Annotated in this window: 16 protein-coding genes; 5 read left to right on the top strand and 11 right to left on the bottom strand. The window is 67.6% G+C overall.

Annotated features, from left to right (window positions below; translation table 11 throughout):
- Positions 1-82 precede the first annotated feature (82 nt).
- The 4 genes from ACPEH0_RS12130 to ACPEH0_RS12115 all read left to right on the top strand — a co-directional run bounded on the left by ACPEH0_RS12130 (position 83) and on the right by ACPEH0_RS12115 (position 4,767).
- Entirely contained in the window at positions 83-1,240 is a 1,158-nt protein-coding gene (locus ACPEH0_RS12130) for a glycosyltransferase family 4 protein (RefSeq protein WP_366214271.1), read from the top strand.
- 40 nt (positions 1,241-1,280) lie between these two features.
- Positions 1,281-2,588: a hypothetical protein gene (locus tag ACPEH0_RS12125; protein ID WP_366214270.1), complete on the top strand. Its 1,308-nt coding sequence runs from the start codon at positions 1,281-1,283 to the stop codon at positions 2,586-2,588.
- Positions 2,589-2,674: 86 nt separating this feature from the next.
- Positions 2,675-3,868 carry a hypothetical protein gene (locus ACPEH0_RS12120; RefSeq protein WP_366214269.1) on the top strand — a complete coding sequence of 398 codons (1,194 nt, stop codon included), beginning with the start codon at positions 2,675-2,677 and terminating at the stop codon, positions 3,866-3,868.
- On the top strand, positions 3,865-4,767 hold the full coding sequence (locus tag ACPEH0_RS12115; protein ID WP_366214268.1) for a glycosyltransferase family 2 protein: 903 nt from the start codon (positions 3,865-3,867) through the stop codon (positions 4,765-4,767). Before ACPEH0_RS12120 ends, ACPEH0_RS12115 begins: the two co-directional genes overlap by 4 nt.
- Positions 4,768-4,879: 112 nt before the next feature.
- Here ACPEH0_RS12115 and ACPEH0_RS12110 read toward each other — a convergent pair whose 3' ends face one another.
- From ACPEH0_RS12110 to ACPEH0_RS12060, 11 genes are all read right to left on the bottom strand, one after another.
- The gene (locus ACPEH0_RS12110; protein WP_366214267.1) at positions 4,880-5,974 is read right to left on the bottom strand and encodes a glycosyltransferase; all 1,095 of its coding nucleotides are present in this window, start codon (positions 5,972-5,974) and stop codon (positions 4,880-4,882) included.
- Positions 5,971-7,074, bottom strand: a complete 1,104-nt coding sequence (locus ACPEH0_RS12105) for a glycosyltransferase (RefSeq protein WP_366214266.1) — start codon at positions 7,072-7,074, stop codon at positions 5,971-5,973. The genes ACPEH0_RS12110 and ACPEH0_RS12105 overlap by 4 nt, the downstream gene beginning before the upstream one ends.
- 218 nt (positions 7,075-7,292) lie before the next feature.
- On the bottom strand, positions 7,293-7,508 hold the full coding sequence (locus tag ACPEH0_RS12100) for a hypothetical protein (protein WP_366214265.1): 216 nt from the start codon (positions 7,506-7,508) through the stop codon (positions 7,293-7,295).
- A gap of 140 nt (positions 7,509-7,648) precedes the next feature.
- A complete protein-coding gene (gene tuf, locus ACPEH0_RS12095) occupies positions 7,649-8,842 on the bottom strand; it encodes an elongation factor Tu (RefSeq protein WP_366214264.1) in 1,194 nt (397 codons plus the stop codon).
- A gap of 147 nt (positions 8,843-8,989) precedes the next feature.
- Entirely contained in the window at positions 8,990-11,104 is a 2,115-nt protein-coding gene (fusA, locus tag ACPEH0_RS12090) for an elongation factor G (RefSeq protein WP_064003335.1), read from the bottom strand.
- A gap of 77 nt (positions 11,105-11,181) precedes the next feature.
- On the bottom strand, positions 11,182-11,652 hold the full coding sequence (rpsG, locus tag ACPEH0_RS12085; RefSeq protein WP_018187368.1) for a 30S ribosomal protein S7: 471 nt from the start codon (positions 11,650-11,652) through the stop codon (positions 11,182-11,184).
- 5 nt (positions 11,653-11,657) lie between these two features.
- On the bottom strand, positions 11,658-12,026 hold the full coding sequence (gene rpsL, locus ACPEH0_RS12080; protein WP_018171438.1) for a 30S ribosomal protein S12: 369 nt from the start codon (positions 12,024-12,026) through the stop codon (positions 11,658-11,660).
- Between the two features lie 304 nt (positions 12,027-12,330).
- A complete protein-coding gene (locus ACPEH0_RS12075) occupies positions 12,331-13,731 on the bottom strand; it encodes a DUF5684 domain-containing protein (RefSeq protein ID WP_366214263.1) in 1,401 nt (466 codons plus the stop codon).
- Between the two features lie 53 nt (positions 13,732-13,784).
- Entirely contained in the window at positions 13,785-14,444 is a 660-nt protein-coding gene (locus tag ACPEH0_RS12070) for a spermidine/putrescine ABC transporter substrate-binding protein (protein ID WP_366214262.1), read from the bottom strand.
- A 65-nt stretch (positions 14,445-14,509) separates the two neighbouring features.
- Positions 14,510-14,977, bottom strand: coding sequence for a hypothetical protein (locus tag ACPEH0_RS12065; RefSeq protein ID WP_366214261.1), 468 nt, complete (start codon positions 14,975-14,977; stop codon positions 14,510-14,512).
- A gap of 16 nt (positions 14,978-14,993) precedes the next feature.
- Positions 14,994-16,082 (bottom strand): ABC transporter, encoded by a 1,089-nt coding sequence (locus ACPEH0_RS12060; RefSeq protein ID WP_366214260.1) that lies wholly within the window; start codon positions 16,080-16,082, stop codon positions 14,994-14,996.
- A 131-nt stretch (positions 16,083-16,213) separates the two neighbouring features.
- Between ACPEH0_RS12060 and ACPEH0_RS12055 the strand changes: the two genes are divergently transcribed.
- Entirely contained in the window at positions 16,214-16,822 is a 609-nt protein-coding gene (locus tag ACPEH0_RS12055; RefSeq protein ID WP_366214259.1) for a hypothetical protein, read from the top strand.
- The last annotated feature ends 3 nt before the right edge of the window (positions 16,823-16,825 follow it).

Genomic DNA, 16,825 nt, shown 5'->3' with positions numbered 1-16,825 from the left:
CCTCGCAACGGCGCGACGTGCACCGCCTGCATGAAGCTGGCCCCCGAACATCAGCATACGGCCCCGCAGATACGCTTAGGGAATGACTGACCTTCTGCGCGTGGCGCACCTGGGCCACGCGCTGGAGCCCGGCGGCGCAGAGCTCGCTCTTCGCCGGATACTCGTCGTCTCCCCGGGCCGCTGGCGGGCGCGGCTCGTTCTCTCCGGACAAGGTGAGGATGCCGGCGTATTCAATGGACTGCCCTCCGATGTGGAGATCATCCGATCTGGCGTCGCTCAGCCTCCGGGTGCGACCGACGCAGGCCCGCTCGGAGCGGTTGCGGTCGCAGTACGCCTGGTGCAAGAGGCGCTGGCTTACCGTCGCCTGCGTGCCCTCCACGACGTGGACGTTGTCCACGCCAACACCAGCAGGTCGGCGATCGTCGGCGCCTTGGCACTCATTGGAAGACGCGTGCCCTTCGTCGTGCACCTCCGCGATCGGATCGACCGTCCATCCCTTGGCACCTTCGGGTTCTACGCTTTCAAGCTGCTGGTGTCCCGGAAGGCCTCCGTCTACATCGCGAACTCCGAGTCGACTGCGTCGAGTGCCCGAGGCGGCTCGAAGGGTCGGCCGATCTTCGTGCTTGCTAGCCCTATCGGGGTAGAACGCGCACAGCCACGCTCCCTCTCGTCAGCACCCACCCTTCGTATCGGGATGGTGGCCCGGCTGGACGCGTGGAAGGGCCAGGACCTGCTGATCGAGGCCTATCGGGTCAGCAGGGTGAGCGATCGGGCCAGCCTGACCTTCTTCGGCGACGCCGCCTTCGGCAAACAGGCCTATGCACGCCAGCTCACCGAGCTCGTGACGTCGAGCGGGCTCACGGACGTCACCTTCGCAGGTTTCGTTGACGACGTGAGCGCGGCGATCGACTCCTTGGATGTCTGCGTTCAGTACTCGACGCGACCGGAGCCGCTCGGACAGAACGTGCTGCAGTACCTCGCCCGGGGAAAGACGACAGTGGTTGCGGACGAGGGAGGGCCGACCGAGTGGGTCGATCACGAGAAGAACGGTATCCGCGTGCCGCCGCGAGATGTCGACGCTCTCGCCGCGGCACTCGATCGCGTCATCTCGGACCCGGTGCTCCGATCTCGGCTGGGCGAAGCAGCGCGTAAAACGCCTCACCTTCCCACCGATCAAGCCGCAGCCGACGCTCACCTTCAGGCCTTTCGAGACGCGGCCGATGAAGGCGCCCGTCGATGACCGACGCGCTCTGCCGCCACGTCTCATCTAGGCTTCACCTGTGCTCCGGGGGATAGCAAGCGTCGCGGGGACCAAGGTCTTCGCACTGCTCTGCAGCTTCGGCGCCACCGTCCTCACGATCAGAATCATCTCCGCGGCGTACGGACCGAGCGAGTACGGAGCAGTGTCGCTCGTTGCCGCACTGATCATGATCATGCCCGTTGCGGACCTCGGCCTCAGCCTCAACCTGACGAACCAGGTCGCCCGCGGCGCTCACACTCGAAGCTGGACCGCCTTTCGGCTGTCGTTTGGGCCAACGACATTGCTCCTCTGCGGCATCGGCGTTGCGGTCGCTTGCGTATTCGGCATCCTGGGGGCAACCGGGCTCTGGCCCGCGCTTCTGGGCGACGCATCGAGGCTGCTGGGCGACCCGAACTCGTATATGCCGATCTATGGCATCCTCTGCGGCCTCTGGGTCATCTCCAGCCCCTCCTATCGGCTCCTCGCGGGCCTCGGTCGGATCAACACCCTCATCGTGTTGCAGTCGGCCGGCCCGGTGATCGCCGTCACCGCGACCGCGATCACCGCGGCGAGTGGGGGGCCGCTGGTCATGCACGCCTTCTTCCCTCTCGCCGGCGCGTTGATCTCAACTTCCGCTGGATGGTTGATCGTCCTCCCCCACATCCGGTCTGCTGTGACCTCGGCACCACGCATCGGGCAACTGCGGCGCATGCACTTCGCATCGGCGCTCTCGGCGGGCCTCAGCGGCGTGCTTTTCACCGTCGGGAGCCAGCTCATGTTCGCTTTCGACCGCGTCCTCCTGGCCCAGATAGGTACGGCGATCGCTCTAGCAACATTTGCCGCGTCGATCGCCCTTTACAGCGCCGCACAGTCGGCACTCGGCTCGTTTGGCACCTACATGTGGCCGAGATACACCCGTCGACGCCTGGACGGCACACTCAGCGTCAAGATCGTGCTCCGCCATACCGGCTTCTTTGCAGCAATCGGAGTGTTGGCTTCGGTGTCAATCTGGTTCGGGTATCCGCTGTACGCCGCCGTCGCCGGGGTGCGCGCCCCAGCCGATTCGCTTTTCGTTGGCACGATGGCCGTCCTGGTTTTCACTCAAGCCTTGCTGCTCGCTCCGACGAGTGCGCTCACGACCCCGCGGCTCCTACAAGCTCAGGGCGCCGCGCTTTTCGGAGCTCTTGTCGTGAAGGTCTCCCTAGCAGTGGTGCTCATCCCGCAATTCCAAGCTTCGGGCGTTCTGATCGCCAATGTGTTGGGAATCTGGCTTGTTCAACTGCCGACTGTGGCCTACCTCATGACCCGCCACCTCGGCCGGACCCTCTCACGAGGAGACACTCCGTGACCAGAAGTACTCCCGCTCACCGCGGCGCCTCAGCGCGTCTCAGAGCACGTATCGAAGCTCTGGGCGCCCGGGCGGTCCGGTACCGCGTGCCGCTGATCATCGTCGCGCTCGCTGCCGTCTCGGCGGCGCGAGTGGGCCCCGCGCCCGTTGGCACGGTTCTCATCCTTCTGTCGGCTCCGCTGTGGTTCCCCGCGCTCGTTCGGCTTCGCCCGGCGCTCTGGCTCGCATGCGCCCTCCTCCTCCTCGGGGCATCGGGGGCGGCGCTCTTCTTAACGTCGACCGGTGCCGCCGATTCAGGAGTCGCCGCGAGCGTCATCGGAATGACCATCACCGGCGCGTTGCTCGTCGGGATCTTCGCGTGGGCCGCGTACTCCCACGGACCGGCGGCCACAGCCGTCGCCTACGGCGCGGGTGCGCTCCTGGATGTGCCACTGTCGCACCTGCCGCTCGATGAGAACGGGTGGAAGTACTACATCGCCTACCCCCTGGCCCTCGTCGTTTTCGGTCTCCTCGCTCGCCGGAGCCTCTGGTTTTCGGTGATCGCTCTCGGCGGGATCGCTGTCGCGAGCGCCGTCGGGGGGTACCGAAGCATGATCGCCATCTGTGCAGGAGCGCTGATTCTCACTCTCCTGGCAAACTACCTTGGCCGGCGGCGCATCTCCGTCCGAGGACTCGACGTGAGGCCTGCTGTCTTCACCCTCGGAGCCGTCGCAGCTGCAGGAGCAGGCGTCGTCGGGTTCACTCAGCTCCTTCTGTCGGGACTGCTGGGGTCCCGCGTTCAGGAATCCACGCAATTGGCTCTCTCCCGCGGGGGAGACATCATCACCGGCGGCCGAGTGGAATGGATCGCCACGCGCCACCTCTTTTCGGAGCGTCCCTGGGGGTACGGGCCTGGTTACGTCCCGACAGAGACGGACAAGTCCGGCATCATCGACTCATACGCGACCGCGGGTGTCGAGCCCAGCCTGCAGCATCTGAGGGTCTACGTCTTCGACGACAGATTCAAACTCCACTCGCTCTACGGCGATTTCTGGGTGAACTTCGGCCCCGTGGCAACGCTCGTTTTCCTCGTGGTCGCCGTGGCCATCCTGGCACGCTTCATCATCGCTGCTACGACCGATGGACGCGCGCCCATACTGCTCTGGTTCGTCTTCATCCTCGCGCTTTGGGACATCGCATTCTCCCCGATCTACACAAACCTCGCCCCTGTCCTGTTGAGCTTGGTTCTGCTCACTAGTTTCGCGTTGCAGAGCAGGCACAGCGATAGGAGCCCCTCATGAGCAGCAAACCCTCGCGCACATTCGTCATCATCGTCAACTACGACTCCGCGGAGCTGGTTCAAGCATGCGTGTCGAGTTTCACGGAGGACCCACTCCTCCGCTTCGTCGTGATCGACAACGCGTCACCCAGCGCAGACCAGCGCGCAGCTCTCGATGCGCTGGCGCAGTCCGAGCCGCGGATGACCTCGATCTTCTCAGACCAGAACCTCGGTTTCGGTGGAGCCGTGAACACCGCGGTCTCTGCGTCCGAAGCGAGCGCCCAGGACCGGATCTGGATACTCAATCCCGATACAGAACTCTGCGACGGCGCAGAAGATTCACTTCGGCTCGCGCTTGACCGCAACCCTGGCAGCATCATCTCGCCGATCATTCGATACGCGCACCAGCCGAGCGAGGTGTGGTTCCAAGGGGGAACGTTCGATCGGCAGCGGGGAGTCACGCGCCATTCGATCGACCCCGGGGCGACATGCACCTTCCTGTCGGGCGCTTCCCTCTTGATGGACGTCGGGACATGGGACAGCTTGGGCGGGTTCCGGGAGGACCTGTTCATGTACTGGGAGGACGCGGACCTCTGCGGGAGAGCGGTGGCAGCGAATGTCCCCCTCGTCATCGCCCCTGAGGCGGAGATCCTGCACCATGTCGGCGCCACGACGTCGACCGACGGGATGAAGTCGTTGGTCTGGTACAGGTTCATGGCACGGAATCGACTCATCGTCTGCGCGGACTCAGTATGGCGAGCGATCGATCTCACTGTCGGCCGCGGCCTCATACCCACTGCCCGCCTGTTCTGGCGTGCGATCAAAGAGCCGGGTCGTACGGCTCCGCGGTTCGCCGGTCTCCTCAGTGGTATTAGAGAAGGCTTTGTCGCCGTCAGCCAATGGAACCCAGCAGACTCATAATACGCTCGTCTCGCCGCCTGGTTCAGGCCGCTGCCGATGACGATGGCAGATTTGATAGGTGATCATCTCCCTGCGAATCCCTCATCGGAGGGGTTCCGGCCCGTCTCCTTCGTCAGCTGAGCTGACGACGCCGGCGCGCACTCAGCAGCCCGCTGAAGAATCGCTCTGTACTTGCCGCGATGGCGGCCCACTCGAACGAATCGAAGTTCGGACTGGAGTCAGGCCTCCCCGCGGTCGCCGCCGTCGCCAAGGTGTCCGGGGTCAAAGGCCCGTCGTAGACCCGTATCCAGTCACCGCCGAGCATGGTCGAAACCTCGGGGATGCTGCCCATGTCCGGGGCAAGGACGGGCGTCGAATATTCGACGGGGACGAGGATCGAGCCGCTGTTCAAGATCCGACGATACGGGTACACAACCAAATCAGCGGCCGCGCTCAGTTCGGCGAATCGCTCATCATCCAGCCACGCTTCTTCCGTCAGGATGGGCGCCGCTTTGATGGCTTCCCGAAGCCGATCGCCTTCCTGATTCGACGGAACGGTCCCCGCGAGGAGCAGCCGGATCCCACTCGATGAGGGCAGCTGGGAGTACGCCCGGACGAGGTCCAAGGGCCCCTTGTAGCTTTCCATCCGTCCGAGGAAAGCGACCAATGTCTCGTCGTCCGTCACCCCAAGGCCGGCCCTGGTCTGCGAGCGGCGCTCCTGGGCTTGCGGGTAGCGCACGCCGAAACGCCCATGCGGCGTGACGGTCGAGGGTAGACGACGAGCCCATGTGGAGGAACGAGAGAACTCTTCGCGGGAGGCATCCGACAAGAAAAGCAACCCTGACAACGTCATTCGCATACCCACATGCAGAGCGCGGAGCCCTCCCTCGGATGCCGGGCGGTGAGGCCGCTCGTTGTGCACCGTCCACACCACCCGTGCCCCGCGAAGCCGGGCCACCGCGAATGTGAGCCCGACTGCGAGCGCTGCCGGCACGGCACGCCAGAGAGGCTTCCCGGGCAGAACACCTTCGGGCCAGTGGACGTGGAGAATGTCATAGTGCGCGCGAAGCAGCGCGCCGAAGGTGAACTCCGTGGCGATGATCCCGCGATCCCGCAACGCCGCATAGAGATTGTTCGTGTAGGGGTTCTCGCCGCTTCGGTCGAGTGGCCACGCTAGCACCGTAAGCGGACGAGCACCCGCCCGCGAGCCGGGCGCTCGAAGGGTCATGCCACTCCGCTTTCCGCCGCGACCCAGGTCGAGATCTTGTCCTGGAACACCTTGACCCCGAACGCACCGGCCCGCCGAAGGCAATCCTCGGGCGCCGAGGTTAGTGCGCGGCCGATCGAGACGTTCACCTCCGACAAGTCGGCCCACTCGCGTACGTGCGCGCCGGTGACCCCATCGATGACCGATTCAGCTGCCCCACCCACGGCGTTGACAAGAACGGGCGTTCCCGATGCCATCGCCTCAACCGGCATGATGCCGAAATCTTCTATGGGAGCGAACACCAGCAGCGCCGCCCGCCGGTAGAGGGCGCTGAGGAGCGCCTGAGAGGGGTCGGAGACGAAGTGCACGGCTGCCGCAGAACTCTCGGCCACGGCGCGAAGCCGCGCCTCATCCGGCCCACCTCCGGCAAGCACGACGGGGATGTCAGCCAGGGCACCCACACGAATCGCTTCCTCGAGCCGCTTGTACTCTACGAAGCGAGACGCCCCGAGGACGAACCGGTCGGGAAGGGCCTTGAGGATGCGAAGGTCGCGCTCCCGGAGGTCAGGCTCTGACGCGAAACGGTCGACGTCGACAGGAGGGTAGATCACCTCCGCCTCCCTCCCCCAGGTGTTCAGGATGCGATCGGCGACGTATTGACTGTTGGCAGCGATGGCTACGGGTTCCTGGGCTCGAGCTCGGTCCAGCGGTCGAAGTGCACTGGAGAGTGCACGGGCGGGCAGGCCTCTCCCTCGTCCGTCTGCTTCCGGGACCCACACATAGCGCGCCGGGGTGTGCGCGTAGACGAGCTTCGGGACGTCCCTGGCAGGGCCGCGAAAGCGCGCGTGATGCGCGAATGCGTGACTGCTCACGAGAACCCAATCGGCGTCGCGCTCGGGCAGCATGCGCCACGCCAACGGCATGAACGGCACGGAGAGCGCCTTCTTGCCTCTCAGGGGGGAGCGAGCGAGCACCGTCTCGTTGACCCCCTCGAAGCGCCCGTTGCTGTCGTTCCAGAGGCACCACCGCTCTGCATCCGGAAAGGTCTCCGACAGAACCTCGAACACGTTCTCCGAGCCGCCGCGCTCTGCGAGCCACTCGTGCACCAGGATGCCTGCCATCAGCGTTCCCGCGGCAGAGAGCGGGAGTCACGCGATGAACAGACAGTACTCCTGGATTTCACGACGCGATTCCCCCCCCCGAACGCGGCCCGCCCTGGGTCGACATTCCATTCTGTCAGAGCCTCCCCTCTACGGCAGACGCCGCCCTCCACCCCGCACATCCCCGGACGCGACGAAGGGCCGGATGCCGCAGCATCCGGCCCTTCAAACCCGTCGTGTTACTCGTTGCCGATGCGGCGGTCGACGTTGTCGCGTACCTCGTCGACCTTCGCGTCCACGGAGTCGGGCGCGACCTTCTTCACGAACTCCGCGGCTGCGTCGAGCACCTTGTCGCTGACGCCCTCGGCCTTCTCGGACTTCAGATTCGTCTGGATCTCGTCCTTGTGCTGCTCGAGGAACTGCTTGCTCTTGTTGACCACGTCGTCGATACCCATGAGTTCCCTCTTCCGATCCTGAGCCGCGCGGATGCCGCGGCGCGGTCAGTCTAAGTCGGCACCCGCCGAGTGCGCACCCCCTCGACAACGACAAAGGGCCGGGCCCGAAGGCCCGACCCTTGTCGGTATGTCCGAAGGACTTACTTGATGATCTTCGTCACCGTGCCGGCGCCGACGGTGCGGCCACCCTCACGGATCGCGAATCCGAGACCGTCCTCCATGGCGATCGGCTGGATCAGCTCGACCGTCATGTCGGTGGTGTCACCGGGCATGACCATCTCGGTGCCCTCGGGCAGCGAGATGACGCCGGTGACGTCGGTGGTACGGAAGTAGAACTGCGGGCGGTAGTTCGTGTAGAAGGGGTTGTGACGCCCACCCTCTTCCTTCGAGAGGATGTACGCGGTGCCCTCGAAGTTGGTGTGCGGCGTAACCGAACCCGGCTTCACGACAACCTGGCCACGCTCGACGTCGTCGCGCTTGAGGCCACGGAGGAGCAGACCACAGTTCTCGCCGGCCCATGCCTCGTCGAGCTGCTTGTGGAACATCTCGATACCCGTGACCGTGGTCTTCTGGGTAGCGCGGATGCCGACGATCTCGACCTCGGAGTTGATGGCCAGGGTGCCACGCTCGGCGCGGCCCGTGACGACGGTGCCACGACCGGTGATCGTGAAGACGTCCTCGATCGGCATGAGGAACGGCTTGTCCTTGTCACGCACGGGGTCGGGGATGTGCTCGTCCGCAGCCTCCATGAGGTCGAGGATCGACTGGACCCACTTCTCGTCGCCCTCGAGAGCCTTGAGGCCCGAGACGCGGACGACCGGAGCGTCGTCGCCGGGGAAGCCCTGGCTGGACAGCAGCTCGCGGACCTCGAGCTCGACGAGCTCCAGGATCTCCTCGTCGTCAACCATGTCCGACTTGTTCAGCGCGACCATCAGGTAGGGAACGCCGACCTGCTTGGCGAGCAGGACGTGCTCACGCGTCTGAGCCATCGGGCCGTCGGTGGCGGCGACCACGAGGATCGCGCCGTCCATCTGAGCGGCACCGGTGATCATGTTCTTGATGTAGTCAGCGTGACCCGGGGCGTCGACGTGTGCGTAGTGACGCTTCGGGGTCTCGTACTCGACGTGCGAGATGTTGATCGTGATACCACGCTGGCGCTCTTCGGGAGCGGAGTCGATCGACGCGAAGTCACGCTGCACGTTGGTGGCCGACGGGAACTTGTCGGCGAGCACCTTCGAGATGGCAGCGGTGAGCGTGGTCTTGCCGTGGTCGACGTGACCGATCGTTCCGATGTTGACGTGCGGCTTGGTCCGCTCGAACTTGGCCTTGGCCACTGGGTCCTCCTCAGGACTGTCGTGTAGTCATCCGGGCGCTGGATTGCGACCGGGTTTCTACGGGGATGTTGTCAGTGTAGTTGACGTGACGATATTCAGTTTGGGCGGATGCCGGGGGCCGGGCCCCCGGCATCCGAAGAACGAGTGTTACTCGCCCTTGGTCTTCTGGACGATCTCGTCGGCCACCGCGCGCGGGACCTCGGAGTAGCTGTCGAACTCCATCGCGTAGACCGCGCGGCCCGAGGTCTTCGAGCGCAGGTCACCGATGTAGCCGAACATCTCCGACAGGGGGACGAGGGCGCGGACGATCTTGATGCCCGCTCCGTCCTCCATCGACTGGATCTGGCCACGACGCGAGTTGAGGTCGCCGATGACGTCGCCCATGTACTCCTCGGGAGTACGGACCTCGACGGCCATCAGCGGCTCGAGCAGCACGGGGCTGGCCTTGCGGACAGCCTCCTTGAAGCCCATCGAACCCGCGATCTTGAACGCCATCTCGGACGAGTCGACGTCGTGCGACGCGCCGTCCATGAGGATCGCCTTCACGCCCACCATGGGGAAGCCGGCGAGGACACCGACCTGCATGGCGTCCTGGAAGCCCTGGTTGGTCGGCTCGATGTACTCGCGCGGGATGCGGCCACCGGTGACCTTGTTCTCGAACTCGTACGTCTTGTCGGCCGTGACCTCGAGGGGCTCGAGCGCGAACTGGATCTTCGCGAACTGGCCCGACCCACCGGTCTGCTTCTTGTGCGTGTAGTCGTAACGCTCGACGGTCTTCTTGATCGTCTCGCGGTACGCGACCTGCGGCTTGCCGACGTTCGCCTCGACGCGGAACTCGCGCTTCATGCGGTCGACGAGGATGTCGAGGTGCAGCTCGCCCATGCCCTTGATGACCGTCTGACCGGTCTCGGGGTTGAGCTCGGTGCGGAAGGTCGGGTCCTCCTCGGCGAGCTTCTGGATGGCGACACCCAGCTTCTCCTGGTCGGCCTTGGTCTTCGGCTCGATCGCGACCTCGATGACCGGCTCGGGGAACGTCATCGACTCGAGGACGACGGGCTCGCTCGGGTCGGCGAGGGTGTCACCGGTGGTGGTGTCCTTCAGGCCGATGACCGCGTAGATGTTGCCCGCGGTGACCGCGTCGACCGGGTTCTCCTTGTTGGCGTGCATCTGGAAGATCTTCCCGATGCGCTCCTTCTTGCCCTTGGTCGAGTTGATGACCTGCGCACCCGAGTCGAGCTGACCCGAGTAGACGCGGATGTAGGTCAGGCGACCGAAGAACGGGTGCACGGCGACCTTGAAGGCCAGCGCGGCGAACGGGTCGTTGGCATCGGGGTGACGCTCGATGACCTTCTCCTCGTCCTTCGGGTCGTGCGCCTCGATGGCGGGCACGTCGAGGGGCGACGGCAGGTAGTCGACGACCGCGTCGAGCATCGGCTGGACACCGCGGTTCTTGAACGCGGAGCCGCAGAGCACGGGGTAGAGCTCGCCGGCGACGGTCATCTTGCGGATGGCGCCCTTGATCTCGGCGATCGTGAGCTCCTCACCGCCGAAGAACTTCTCAAGGAGCTCCTCGTCGCTCTCGGCGACGGTCTCCAGCAGCTGCTGGCGGTACTCCTCGGCGCGGTCCTTGAGGTCGGCGGGGATCTCCTGCACCTCGTACTTGGCGCCCATGGTCACGTCACCCTTGGCGTCGCCGGGCCACACCAGTGCGCGCATCTCGACGAGGTCGATGACGCCGACGAAGTCGTTCTCGGCACCGATGGGCAGCTGCAGCACGAGCGGCTTGGCGCCGAGGCGCTTCACGATCGTGTCGACGGTGAAGTAGAAGTCCGCGCCCAGCTTGTCCATCTTGTTGACGAAGCAGATACGGGGGACGTCGTACTTGTCGGCCTGACGCCACACGGTCTCGGACTGGGGCTCGACGCCCTCCTTGCCGTCGAAGACGGCGACGGCACCGTCGAGGACGCGGAGCGAGCGCTCCACCTCGACCGTGAAGTCGACGTGACCAGGGGTGTCGATGATGTTGATCTGGTTCTTGTTCCAGAAGCAGGTGACGGCGGCCGACGTGATCGTGATGCCGCGCTCCTTCTCCTGCTCCATCCAGTCGGTGGTCGAGGCGCCGTCGTGGGTTTCGCCCAGCTTGTGGTTGACACCCGTGTAGAAGAGGATGCGCTCGGTCGTCGTCGTCTTGCCGGCATCGATGTGCGCCATGATGCCGATGTTGCGGACCTTGTTGAGGTCGGTGAGCACTTCTTGTGCCACGGGGTGTCCTTACGTGTAGTGACGGATGTCGCGGGGCGACCGGCCGGGGGTGACCCGGCCGGCCGCCGAGGTGCTGATTACCAGCGGTAGTGCGCGAAGGCGCGGTTCGACTCGGCCATCTTGTGGGTGTCCTCGCGGCGCTTCACCGCGGCACCGAGGCCGTTCGAGGCATCCAGGATCTCGTTCTGGAGGCGCTCGGTCATGGTCTTCTCACGGCGACCCTTCGCGTACGAGACGAGCCAGCGCAGCGCGAGCGTGTTCGCGCGGTGCGGCTTGACCTCGACGGGAACCTGGTAGGTCGAGCCACCGACGCGGCGGCTCTTGACCTCGAGGGTGGGGCGGACGTTGTCGAGCGCCTTCTTGAGCGTCGCGACGGCGTCCTGGCCGTTCTTCGCCTCGACGCCCTTGAGGGCGTTGTAGACGATGGCCTCGGCGATGGACTTCTTGCCGTCGACGAGGATCTTGTTCACCAGCTGGGTGACGATCGGAGCACCGTAGACCGGGTCGTTGACGACGACGCGGCGGGGTGCGGGTCCCTTACGAGGCATCTAGCTCAACCCTTCTTGGCGCCGTAGCGGCTGCGAGCCTGCTTACGGTTCTTGACAGCCTGGGTGTCCAGGGCGCCGCGGACGATCTTGTAACGCACACCGGGGAGGTCCTTCACACGACCACCGCGGACGAGCACGAGCGAGTGCTCCTGCAGGTTGTGGCCCTCACCGGGGATGTAGGCGGTGACCTCGGTCCCGTTGCGGAGCTTCACACGGGCGACCTTGCGCATCGCCGAGTTCGGCTTCTTGGGCGTGGTCGTGTACACGCGGGTGCAGACACCCGCCTGCTGCGGGTTCGCCTTCAGGGCGGGCGCCTTGGTCTTCGAGACCTTGGGCGAGCGACCCTTGCGAACCAACTGCTGAATGGTTGGCACGTTCTCTCCTTGTCGATCTGCACGCGGCTCGCGCCGGGCACAGGTGCTGCACGGTGACAGCGTTCGTGGTTTCACCACAGATCCATCTGCACGCCGCGACCGCGACGAACGGGAGTGATGGATATGCCGTGGGGGTGGCCTGTTCGCAGGCCCTGTCCCTGGTGCGCTCGCCTCGCCCGTCCCGTGCCGGGGCACGTCGCATGGCGCGCGTGTGCGCACACCCGATCAATGATACGCGGGATGACGAAGTCGGGTCAAACGAGGGCGGACTTCACCGCGAGTGCTCAGGTGAGGTAGCCGCCGGTCAGGAACCGGCATCCGTCCGCTGCAGTCGGAGCGCCGCATCGCCGAGGAGGAACCGCTCGGCCACCTCCGCCGCCCCGCCCGGCTCGACCTCGACGTCCGTGCCGAGGGGACTGGGCAGCAGGATGCCGTTCGTCGAGCCCAGATCGACGATGCGCCACACCTCGCCGCGCCGCTCGAGGCGGGCATGGGTCTTCGACACGGTCCGCGTCGGGTCGGCGATCGCAAGGAGCTGGGCACGCGGATGCGCGGGGTCGGCGACGGGGTTGCGCCCCAGGATGACGACGTCGCCCGACAGGTCGGCGGTGGAGCCGTCGGGGAGCACGAGTTCCCACCGCGCGTGACCGCGACGCACGACGACGGTGCGCTCGAGGTCTTCGCCCCACGGCGCGGGGGCCGATTCCTGCTGCTCGCGCTCCTGCGCCGAGACCGAGGAGCTCGCCGACACGGGAGCACCCGCGGCCGGCGAGCCGGGGATGGCGGACACCTCGCCGGTCAGCTCGGGGAAGACGTCGCGTTCGTCGCGGTCGGCGCCGAACGCCGGCGGGCGCAGACGCGTGACGGGCGCCTCGTCGCGCCCCGGCATCGACGAGATGATGCCCGGCGCGGCGGCGACGGGAGGGCTCGCATCGCGGGGCGCGTGAGGTGCGGCCTGCGGAGGGAACGGCGCCTGCGGCGCGGTCGTGGACGTGTCGGCGACTTCCGGCAGCGCGCTGCCGGAACGCATCGTCGGCGTCGGAGCGGTCGGGTCGGGCTGCTCCCCCGTCGCCCCCGGATCGGCGCCGAGCGTCGACGCATCGGCGGGAGCCGCCGCGGAGGTCTGCGGGGCCCACGGCTGGGGCGCGACGGGTGAGGCCGGCGCGGCCGCGGGACCGGGCCGCGCATCGTCGCCCGGCGCGGCGGCCGGCGCGGGGAAGGGCGGCGGCGGCAACGGCGCGCCGAAGTCCGTTCCGAGCGATCCGAACGGCGCGTAGGGAGGCGACGCGGGCCGCGCCGCCGGATCGGGATGCAGATGGGCGGGGCGCGCGCCCCGCCACTCAGCCGGACCGAACCCCACGATCGTCGCCCAGACCGGGAACAGGAGCGCCCCGACGACGGTCATCCCGCCGCCGTAACCGAACCCGGGGTTCAGCCGGTGCACGGTCAGGATCAGGAGGATCCAGACGGCGATCGGGCCGACACCCGGCACGAGGACGAGGAGGGTGAGCCACATCGAGAATCCGCCCCAGCGCAGCAGCACGGCGATGTTGAGGAGGGGCACCCATGCACGCCAGGGCTCCTCGCCCATCTTCCGGAAGGCGGCCGAGAGCGCCAGGGCGACCCACACGTACACCGCCGCACCGAGGACGAAGGCGAGCAGTCCCAGGACGACACCCGCACCGCTGTCGACACCCGTGATCATCCCCCCACCCTAAGTGAGCAGGACCGGCCCCCGCGGAAGGGAGCGGAGCCGCGTCAGACCCCGGGAAGACCGTCGCCCGAATCGAACGGGGCGTCGAGCGACCGGGTCAACTCGTCGAGCAGTGCCGCGATCTGCGGCTCGACGTACTGGGCCACGGCCGTCTGGATCCGGAGGCGATGCCGCAGCAGGATCGTGCACACCTCGCGACCCACCATGCTCGCGTACTCGTCGGCGAGGCGGACCTCCTGACGGAGCGCCGCCTTCGCGTCCTCGGTGAGCGGAGCGAGCGCGGGCACCGCGGCATCCGCTTCATCCGCCAGACCCGCGATCGTGAACAGGAAGGGGGCGCCGGGGACGGGATCCGGGTCCATCGGCAGGCCGTCGAACTCGGGCTCGAGCCCCTCGGCGGGCCGGTAGGTGCGGGACCGGTTGCGGTCGGCCTGCTGGTCGAGCTCGGCCTGCAGCATCGGGAGGTTGCGTGCCGTGTAGTGCGCGACGGCGTTGTCGACGATCGTCTTGATCCGGGTCGACAGACCGTGCTGCACCCCGTGCGGCACGTCGGACCCGAGACCCGCCGCCGAGAGGACAGGAGAGCCGAGGCACCGTCGGCAGGGCGCGACCCGGCCGCGATGCGTGGCCGGCTCCCAACGCGGCAGCCAGCGCAGCCAGGCCTCGACGGCCTGGTCCACTTGCGTCTCGAGCGAGCGCTCCACGGCTCCATTGTCGCGGAGATCCGCGCCGATCGGGGCATTTCCGCCGTTCCGGATGCCGTCGCCCGTCACTCCTCCTCGTCGGCGCGCTCCCACGGCCACTGCGGTCTGCTCGCCCGTGTGCGCCCGAGCGCGATCCCGGCCCACGCCGCGACGGCCGCGGTCACCGCCAGGACGAGGAGGTACCACGACACCGCGACGTCGCCGACGGCACCGACCGCCACCGCGGGATCCGTCCCCGTCAGGATGCCGCCGGCCGCGATCCCGACGAGATAGGCGGCCACCGTCGCGGCTGCCACCCAGAGCGCCCCGACGTAGCGGCCGCGGCGGATCGCTCCGTATCCGGTGGCCGCGAAGACGAGGGCCGCGAGCAGCATCGCCGTGATCCCGGCGCCCTGGCCGAGCGCCGGCTCGGCGAGGACGTCGGTGTCGGTCAGCAGGCTCGTGAAGCCGAAGCCGAAGATCGCGAGCGCCGCGAATCCGATCGTCGCGAAGAACGCGGCGATCGGCGGTGCGACACCGGCGGACGGCGACACCTGCCGCGGCCGCCTGTCAGTACTGCTGGAGCTGCGGGCCGGCCTCGAGCGTGCGCTCGTACTCGCGCTGGGCCTCGTCGTTGAGCTCGGTCACCCGACGACCGCGACGCGCGACCCAGGCACCGAACCACACCGTGATCTCACGACCGAGGACGAACGCGATGACGGCGAGCGGGGCGAGGAGCTGCTCCCCCATGAGCTGGGCAGCCTGAGACGGCGCGATCGACCAGAACGGCGCCTGGAACAGCTGGCCGAGCAGGTGACCGCCGTAGGCTGCGGCGCCCACGAGCAGCCCGAAGACCACCCACAGACCCCAACGACCGCGGTTGATGAAGGCGCCGAGGATCCAGAAGCCCAGGAAGAAGACCGCCACCGGCACCCAGAACGCCCAGGTGGTGAGGATCTCGAGGGTGCGGCTGCCGAGGCCCGCGAGCGCGATCGGCTCGTCGAGCGCTGCAAGACCGAGCGTGGCGGCCAGGTAGAGGAGCGCGAACACCAGCGCGGCGACCAGACCGATCGCGCCGGCGGCACCGCGGTTGCCGCGTGCGCGCGGTGCCTCGGGGGCCTGCACGAAGATCGGCTGCTGCGAGTAGACCGCCGTGGGCGCGGCGGGCTCGCTCGAGGTCACCGTCGTCGGGGTCTGGTCGGCGTGTGAGTAGGCCGCCGTGGCGACGGCCGGGGCCGCCGCAGCAGCGGCGGGAGCCGCGGTCGTGGCGGGCTCCGCGGCGTCGTCGTGGCGCGCGGGCGCGTCGACGACGTCGGTGTGGGCGGTGGACGCCTCGGAGTCCGTCTCCGTCGCCGCCGGACGGTACAGCGGCTCGCTCTCGACGGCGGACGCCGTCACGGGCGCGTCGGGCTCGCTGTACTTGCCGTAGTCGATCGACAGGTCCGAACCGCGGTCGGTCGCGGAGAAGTCCGCGTCACCGCGCGGGCGGTCCTCGGTGGTGCGCGAGGCGGCCTCGGCCTCGGCGAGACTGTCGTTGGCGCTGCCGACGACGTGGTCGACGTCGCGGGGCTCGCCGGTGGACGTGGACTCCTCGACGGGCTCGCCGTAGGCAGGCTCGCGCGTCGGTTCGTTCCGCTCGCCGAACTGGGGGTCGCTCATGGCGGTGTCACTCCTCACGCGGAGGCGTGCGCCACCGCTGCAGCGAGCGTATCGTCGGCGCCCCCACCCGCCGCGGAGGCGCCCCGACGTGTCTCGACGCCGCGTCCGGGTCGAGACGTATCGTGGACCCCATGTCGAGCCGACGCCCCCGCATCCGCCGTGCGCTCGTCGGCGCCCTCGCCGCCCTCACCCTCGCGGGCGCCGTGACGGCCTGTGCCCCCGAGCCCGACGCGGTGCCGCCCGCGCCGACGGATGCGGCATCCGGAACCCCCAGCCCGACCGTCACCCCCGTCGCCATCGCGGAGTTCCCGTTCGGCCCGTCGACCTCGACCACGCCGCTGCCGAAGGACTGCGAGAGCATCCTGACCCCCGACATCCTGGACACCCTGCAGGGCATCCCGCTCAACGCACCGGGCATGGGCGGCGGCATCCGACCCGACAGCAGCCGCGTGTGCGTGTGGGCCGACCCCGGCGCGAGCCGCACGAGCCTCGTCACCGTCGTGGGCTACTCCCCCGAACGCGAGGCGCGCGATGCGCTCTACCTGCTCGGCCTCGACGAGGGCTACACCTGCTACGAGCCGGACGAGGGACTGCGGTGCGAGAAGAGCGGCACCGACGAGCTCGGGCTCCCGGTCGGACGCACCGTCTACTGGCGCGACGGCGTGGCGATCGACACGCAGTACTCCAACCTCGCACCCCAGGGGTACACGGCGGCGATCGTCCGGTCGATCTGGGGCTGAGCG

Origin of the sequence: Microbacterium sp. NPDC079356 (assembly GCF_049545465.1) — a bacterium.
GTDB classification, from domain to species: domain Bacteria; phylum Actinomycetota; class Actinomycetes; order Actinomycetales; family Microbacteriaceae; genus Microbacterium; species Microbacterium gawkjiense.
The sequence above is the reverse complement of the archived record's forward strand: the minus strand, read 5'-3'. Positions and strand labels throughout refer to the sequence as shown.

What these genes read in the sequence shown, in the direction of transcription:
- ACPEH0_RS12100 (WP_366214265.1), bottom strand. Translation starts at nt 7,508, where the DNA reads ATGGGTATCGACGACGTGGTCAACAAGAGCAAGCAGTTCCTCGAGCAG.
- ACPEH0_RS12055 (WP_366214259.1), top strand. Translation starts at nt 16,214, where the DNA reads ATGTCGAGCCGACGCCCCCGCATCCGCCGTGCGCTCGTCGGCGCCCTC.
- ACPEH0_RS12060 (WP_366214260.1), bottom strand. Translation starts at nt 16,082, where the DNA reads ATGAGCGACCCCCAGTTCGGCGAGCGGAACGAACCGACGCGCGAGCCT.
- ACPEH0_RS12130 (WP_366214271.1), top strand. Translation starts at nt 83, where the DNA reads ATGACTGACCTTCTGCGCGTGGCGCACCTGGGCCACGCGCTGGAGCCC.
- ACPEH0_RS12110 (WP_366214267.1), bottom strand. Translation starts at nt 5,974, where the DNA reads ATGACCCTTCGAGCGCCCGGCTCGCGGGCGGGTGCTCGTCCGCTTACG.
- rpsG (WP_018187368.1), bottom strand. Translation starts at nt 11,652, where the DNA reads ATGCCTCGTAAGGGACCCGCACCCCGCCGCGTCGTCGTCAACGACCCG.
- ACPEH0_RS12115 (WP_366214268.1), top strand. Translation starts at nt 3,865, where the DNA reads ATGAGCAGCAAACCCTCGCGCACATTCGTCATCATCGTCAACTACGAC.
- ACPEH0_RS12075 (WP_366214263.1), bottom strand. Translation starts at nt 13,731, where the DNA reads ATGATCACGGGTGTCGACAGCGGTGCGGGTGTCGTCCTGGGACTGCTC.
- ACPEH0_RS12105 (WP_366214266.1), bottom strand. Translation starts at nt 7,074, where the DNA reads ATGGCAGGCATCCTGGTGCACGAGTGGCTCGCAGAGCGCGGCGGCTCG.